1 protein-coding gene and 1 pseudogene are annotated in these 692 nt (G+C 66.3%); both read right to left on the reverse strand.

All coding sequences use genetic code 4. The annotated features are described in order from the left end of the window. Positions 1–382, reverse strand: a 382-nt coding sequence (locus FJR74_RS08305) for an AAA family ATPase (protein ID WP_211333937.1), incomplete at its 3' end; no start/stop codon positions are given. A gap of 19 nt (positions 383–401) precedes the next feature. After that, positions 402–692 (reverse strand): annotated as a pseudogene (locus FJR74_RS08310) (hypothetical protein); the annotation flags it as partial.

The raw sequence follows: 692 nt of genomic DNA on the forward strand, positions 1-692 counted from the left end.
TGCGCCGGATAGCGGTCAGCAGCGGACGCTGCAGCAGGAACTCTTCGCTGAACACATCGGTTTTGGTGGCCTCCCAATCTCCCGAGCCGGCCTGGATACGCAGGATCTGCTTAGCGTGGTTCCACTCATACAGGGCGCGAGCCTCGTCGACGCCCTCGTAGCACTGCAGCCGGACCAGACCGGATCCAGTGGCCTGCGCCACGGCGCGCGCCAGCTCGGTCTTGCCGACCCCGGCGGGGCCTTCCACCAGCAGCGGCTTGCCGAGCCGGTCGGCGAGAAAGACCGCCGTCGCGGTGGCAGTGTCGGGCAGGTAGCCGGTCTCGGCCAGCCGCCGCGAGACGTCGGCGATGTCGGCGAACAGCGGCGTGGGCCGGGCGGGCACGGTCACGATCGGGTCTCCTCTAGCACGATCGGGTCTCCTCTAGCCAACGGCGTCAGGCCGGACGGGTGTGGCCGGCTCCCCATGCGATCCACTTGGTCGACGTCAATTCCGGTAGTCCCATCGGTCCGCGGGCATGCAGTTTCTGGGTGGAGATGCCGATCTCGGCGCCGAAGCCGAATTGCTCGCCGTCGGTGAACGCCGTTGATGCGTTCACGATCACCGCGGCCGCATCGATCTGTTCGGTAAAGCGTTGGGCCGCATCAATATTGGTGGTCACAATCGCTTCTGTGTGCCCGGTGCCGTATTCGTT

Source organism: Metamycoplasma neophronis (genome assembly GCF_006491995.1).
GTDB classification, from domain to species: Bacteria; Bacillota_I; Bacilli_A; order Mycoplasmatales; family Metamycoplasmataceae; genus Metamycoplasma; species Metamycoplasma neophronis.